The sequence below is a fragment of the Methylibium sp. genome (assembly GCF_031393925.1).
Classification (GTDB): domain Bacteria; phylum Pseudomonadota; class Gammaproteobacteria; order Burkholderiales; family Burkholderiaceae_C; genus Methylibium.
The window spans coordinates 1-4,741 of the sequence record NZ_JANMWL010000201.1; the positions used below are offsets into that span (position 1 = coordinate 1).

At 65.9% G+C, this 4,741-nt stretch carries 5 protein-coding genes and 1 pseudogene; 1 reads left to right on the plus strand and 5 read right to left on the minus strand.

Annotated elements, in window-relative coordinates:
• The 5 genes and pseudogenes from RMO12_RS11070 to RMO12_RS11090 all read right to left on the minus strand — a co-directional run.
• Positions 1-131, minus strand: a pseudogene (locus RMO12_RS11070) (non-canonical purine NTP pyrophosphatase); the annotation flags it as partial.
• An 8-nt stretch (positions 132-139) separates the two neighbouring features.
• Positions 140-880: a phosphatase PAP2 family protein gene (locus RMO12_RS11075; RefSeq protein ID WP_309639324.1), complete on the minus strand. Its 741-nt coding sequence runs from the start codon at positions 878-880 to the stop codon at positions 140-142.
• A gap of 24 nt (positions 881-904) precedes the next feature.
• Positions 905-1,633 (minus strand): ribonuclease PH, encoded by a 729-nt coding sequence (rph, locus tag RMO12_RS11080; RefSeq protein WP_309624942.1) that lies wholly within the window; start codon positions 1,631-1,633, stop codon positions 905-907.
• A 51-nt stretch (positions 1,634-1,684) separates the two neighbouring features.
• Positions 1,685-2,605: a serine/threonine-protein phosphatase gene (locus tag RMO12_RS11085; protein ID WP_309624943.1), complete on the minus strand. Its 921-nt coding sequence runs from the start codon at positions 2,603-2,605 to the stop codon at positions 1,685-1,687.
• 13 nt (positions 2,606-2,618) lie between these two features.
• Positions 2,619-3,587, minus strand: coding sequence for a serine/threonine-protein kinase (locus RMO12_RS11090; protein ID WP_309639325.1), 969 nt, complete (start codon positions 3,585-3,587; stop codon positions 2,619-2,621).
• Positions 3,588-3,630: 43 nt separating this feature from the next.
• On the opposite strand from RMO12_RS11090, the gene RMO12_RS11095 reads away from it, so the two are divergent.
• Positions 3,631-4,539 carry a YicC/YloC family endoribonuclease gene (locus tag RMO12_RS11095; protein WP_309639326.1) on the plus strand — a complete coding sequence of 303 codons (909 nt, stop codon included), beginning with the start codon at positions 3,631-3,633 and terminating at the stop codon, positions 4,537-4,539.
• Positions 4,540-4,741 lie beyond the last annotated feature (202 nt).

A 4,741-nucleotide genomic window follows, 5' to 3' on the forward strand; every position in this document is an offset into this window, starting at 1 on the left:
TGCGGCTCGTCGGCCTCGGCGATGCCCAGCTCGGCCTGGCTTTGCACGGCGATGCCGAGCGGCGCGAGCAGGCGCTCGAGCTCGGCCAGCTTGGCGCGGTTGTTCGACGCGAGGATCAGATGCGTTGCCATCGCAGGATTCAATCGGGGCGGCCGCGTGCGCTGGGTGGGCCGGGGCTCAGCCGACCACCTGGCTTGCCAGTCCCCGCAGGCTGCGCACGCCCTCGAAAAGCACGGCGTACTGCAGCGTGAAGTAGCAGGCCAAAAGCATAGAAAGAACCGGGCGAACGCTGCTCCCAGGCCAGCAGCGGACGTGCGAGCGGCACGCGCAGCGCCGGTTGCTGCAGCAAGGCGGCCGTGCCGATGCCGAAGGCCGCGCCGGCCAGGATGTCGGTCGGGTGGTGCAGGCCGAGGTAGATGCGCGGCAGGCAGATGACCACCGCGACGTAGACCAACAACCACGCGCCGACGCGGCGCGACGCGTAGAGAGCGCCGGTCGCGAGGGCGAAGAACAGCACCGCATGGTCGCTCGGAAACGCGCTCCAGCTGTCGAGGAAACCGCTTTCGAGGCCGATCGTCGGCGTGAACGGGAACTGCGGGTTGTGCAAGGGTCGCGTCCGAAACGGCAGGCTTAGCGCCAGAGTGCGCGCCACGATCTCAGCCACCAAGCCAGCCGCCAGCGTGGCCAGCAGCCGCTCGCGCAGCAGTGCGCGTTCGGGCTGTGTACGCCGAGCAAACCAAAGCCCGCACAACACGGCGGCCACGACGGCGCCCTTGACAAGATGTTGCAGCGACACCCAGGCGACCAGGTGGTCAAACCGCGCGGACGCGGTTGCGTAGCCGTTGAGCCAGATCAGGATGCGCGAGTCGAAGGCGTTCATGCTCTGCCTCTGCCTCGGGGTGCCCTAGCGAACAGCGAGCGCCTCCTGTTGCGCGCGCACCAGCACGGCGATGCCCTGCTCGGCGAGCTGCAACAGGCGATCCATCTCCGTGCGGCTGAAAGCTGTTCCCTCGGCCGTGCCCTGCACTTCGATGAAGTGACCCTGGCCGGTCATCACGACGTTCATGTCGGTATCGCAGGCCGAGTCCTCGATGTATTCCAGGTCGAGCAGCGGCGTGCCCTGCACGATGCCCACGCTCACCGCGGCGACCGCGCCGTGCATGGGCGTGCTGCCGAGCTTGCCCTGGGCGAGCAGCCAGCTCACCGCGTCGCACGCTGCGACGTAGGCGCCGGTGATGGCCGCGGTGCGCGTGCCGCCGTCGGCCTGGAGCACGTCGCAGTCGAGGTGGATGGTGCGCTCGCCCAGCGCCTTGAGGTCGAACACCGCGCGCATCGAGCGGCCGATCAGGCGCTGGATTTCCTGCGTGCGCCCGCTTTGCTTGCCGCGCGCCGCCTCGCGGTCGCTGCGCGTGTGCGTGGCGCGCGGCAACATGCCGTACTCGGCCGTGACCCAGCCCTCGCCCGAGCCGCGCTTGAAGGGCGGCACCTTGTCTTCGACCGAGGCGGTACACAGCACCTGCGTGTCGCCGAAGGCGATCAGCACCGAGCCCTCGGCATGGCGGGTGTAGTGACGCTGGATGGAAAGCGGGCGCAACGCGTCGGCCGCGCGCCCCTGGGAACGGAGGTAGGTCATCGGGAATGCGGGAGAGGAAAGGGACGAACGGCCGCGGCAAGCGCGGACGGCTCAGGACTTCTTTTGATGCTGCGATGAGCGCTGGATGGCTTCGTTGATCTCGCGGATCGAACGCTCGATCTCGGCGTCGTCGAGCTCGTCGGGGTCGCTGCCGGCGCCGCTGATACTGGCCTGGATGGTCGAGGCGAACACCTCGTCGCCGAGCGTTTGCGTGGAGATCGTGGACACCTCCATGTCTTCGGCGGCTTCCCACTCGACCGACAGCACGGTCACGTTGTCACTCTTCACGCCGCCTTTGCGCAACGCCTGCTCGACCAGTTCGGGCACGGCGTCGGAGATCGAGCGGGTGGTGAGCTGCTGCGTGATGATGTCGTCGGTCACGGTGCCCCACAGACCGTCGGAGCACAGCATGATGCGGTCATGCTGCTGCAGGATCAGCGGCCCCACCGTGTCGACCACCGGCTTGCCGGGGCTACCCAGGCAGGTGAACAACACGTTGCGGTTGAAGCGCTCGTCCATCGGCACGACCTGCGACATGGTCTGCTGCAGCTCGGAGTAGGAGTGGTCGCGGGTGCGGGCGATCAGCTTGTCGCCGCGCACCAGGTACAGGCGCGAGTCGCCGCAGTGCGCCCAGTAAGCCGCGTTGCCCTGCAGCACGCAGGCCACGATGGTGGTGCGAGGCGTATCGATCAGCGCCTTTTCGGTGGCGTAGCGGATCAGCTGGTGGTGCCCGGCAATGATGGCGTCGTGCAGGAACCGCATCGGATCCTTGAGGATCGGCTTGGCATCGCGCTGGAACATCGCGGCCAGGGTCTGCAGCGCCAGCTGCGAAGCCACCTCGCCTTCCGGGTGGCCGCCCATGCCGTCGGCCAATGCGAACAGGCCCGAGTCTCGCGTGTAGCAATAGCCCATGCGGTCTTCGTTTTTCTCGCGCCCGCCCTTGCGGCTGACCTGGTAGACGGAGAACCTCATGACCGGATGATCCTCATGCCTTCGCGCCGGTCTTGATGTTCTCGAGCTGCAGCTTGAGCCGTTCGCTGAAACTGAGCTTGGTGTAGCGCCGCTCGGTTTCGCGCGCGAGTTCTTTTTGCAAGGCGAACACGCTCTGCGGCCGCGACAACGGATCGAGCGACATGCACCACTCGGTCACTTCGATGAGGTTGTCGGAGTACACGTTGCGAAGGCGCGAAAGCGACAGGCCCAGGCGGTCTTTTTCGATGCGCTGCGGCGCGTCGTTGGGCGGGTAGCCTTGCATGCACGCATAGATGCACGAGCCGATCGCGTAGATGTCGGTCCAGGGGCCGAGCGTGCCGTCGCGGCGGTACATCTCAGGCGCCGCAAAACCCGGCGTGTACATCGGGCGGATGAAGTTGCCTTCCTTGGAAAGCACCTCGCGCGCCGCGCCGAAGTCCAACATCACCGCCTTGTTCTCGTTGGTAACGAAGATGTTGGCCGGCTTGATGTCCAGGTGCAGCATCTTGTGCTGGTGAACGATGCGCAGGCCGCGCAGGATCTCGTCGAACAGCGAGCGGATGGTCGACTCGCGGAACACCTTGTCACGCTTCAGGTCGCGCGCGGTGACGATGAAGTCCTGCAGGGTGTCGCCCTGCAGGTAGTTCATCACCATGTAGACGGTTTCGTTCTCGCGAAAGAAGTTGAGCACCGAGACCACGCTCGGGTGGCTGATCTGCGCGAGCGATCGGCCTTCTTCAAAGAAACTCTTGAGGCCCAGCCGGTAGAGAGGCTGCTTTTCGGGCTTGACGCGGGGCGTGAGTTCACCGACCGAGCGTTCCGCCAACGAGGCCGGCAGGTACTCCTTGAGCGCAATCAGCCGGCGGTCACTGTCTTCGCACAGGTAGACCACCCCGAAGCCCCCGGCCGCCAATTTCTTGATGACCTGGTACCCGCCAACCACGGTGCCCGCAGGCAACGGAGCGGGCTTGAGCTTTGACATAATCTGATTTTGCAATGCGATAAATTCGATGCCAGTTTACAGCATGACCGGTTACGCGAACGCTGCCACCAGCGTCGCTCCAGCCCCCGAAACCACCGGCGAAAGCGCGCGCGCCGCGGGTGCGATCACCAGCATAGAACTGCGATCCGTCAACAGCCGTTTTCTCGATATCGCGTTTCGCCTGCCCGATGAATTGCGCTCGCTCGAGCCCGCGCTGCGCGAGCTGATCACGAGCAAATTGCGCCGCGGCAAGGTCGAGCTGCGGATCGCCGCCCGCGACGAGGCGGCGGCGGCTTGGCCGCAACCCCAGACGGACCAGTTGCACACGCTCTTGCAGCTCGAGAGCAAGGTGCAGAGCTGGTTGCCCAAGGCCGCGCCACTGTCGGTGCATGAGGCGCTGCAGTGGTGCCGCGGCGCCGTGACGCCGGCCCGCCCGGACGGCGCGGTGCTCGACGCCGGCCGTCGTGCCGTAGCGGCACTGCTCGCATCGCGAGCAAGCGAAGGCGAAAAGCTCGTGGTCGCCCTGATGCAGCGCCTGACCCGCCTGCGCGCGCTGGTGCAAGACGCCGCGCCGCTGCTGCCGCAGGTGGTCGAGCGCCAGCGACAGCGTTTTCTGGAGCGCTGGCAAGAAGCGCTCGAGGCGAGCGGCGCCGCCAGTGCCGTGCCTGCGCAGGCGCTGCAGGAACGCGCGCTCAATGAAGCGGCGGCGTACGCCATTCGCATCGACGTGGCCGAGGAGCTGTCGCGTCTAGGCGCGCACCTCGACGAGATCGAGCGCCTGCTCACCACCGGCGGCGAAATCGGCAAGCGACTCGACTTCCTGATCCAGGAACTGCAACGCGAGGCCAACACGCTCGGCTCGAAATCGGCCGCGCTCGAGCTGACGAAAATCTCGGTGGAGATGAAGGTCGCGGTCGAGCAAATGCGCGAGCAGGTGCAGAACATCGAGTGACGTTTCGTGGGGTGTCTTGCCACCTCAAAGCGCCCGCCAAGTCGTTGATTTTCAATGGAACCTGATCTCATGAGGTAGCACACCGTCCCAGCGCAGCGCATGTTCTGTGTGGGGTAAATCGTGGGGTAAATGCATCTACCCCACAGGTCTGGCGGATCGCCCGACTTTTTACCCCACAGATCTGGCTGGAGGCCGCGCCATG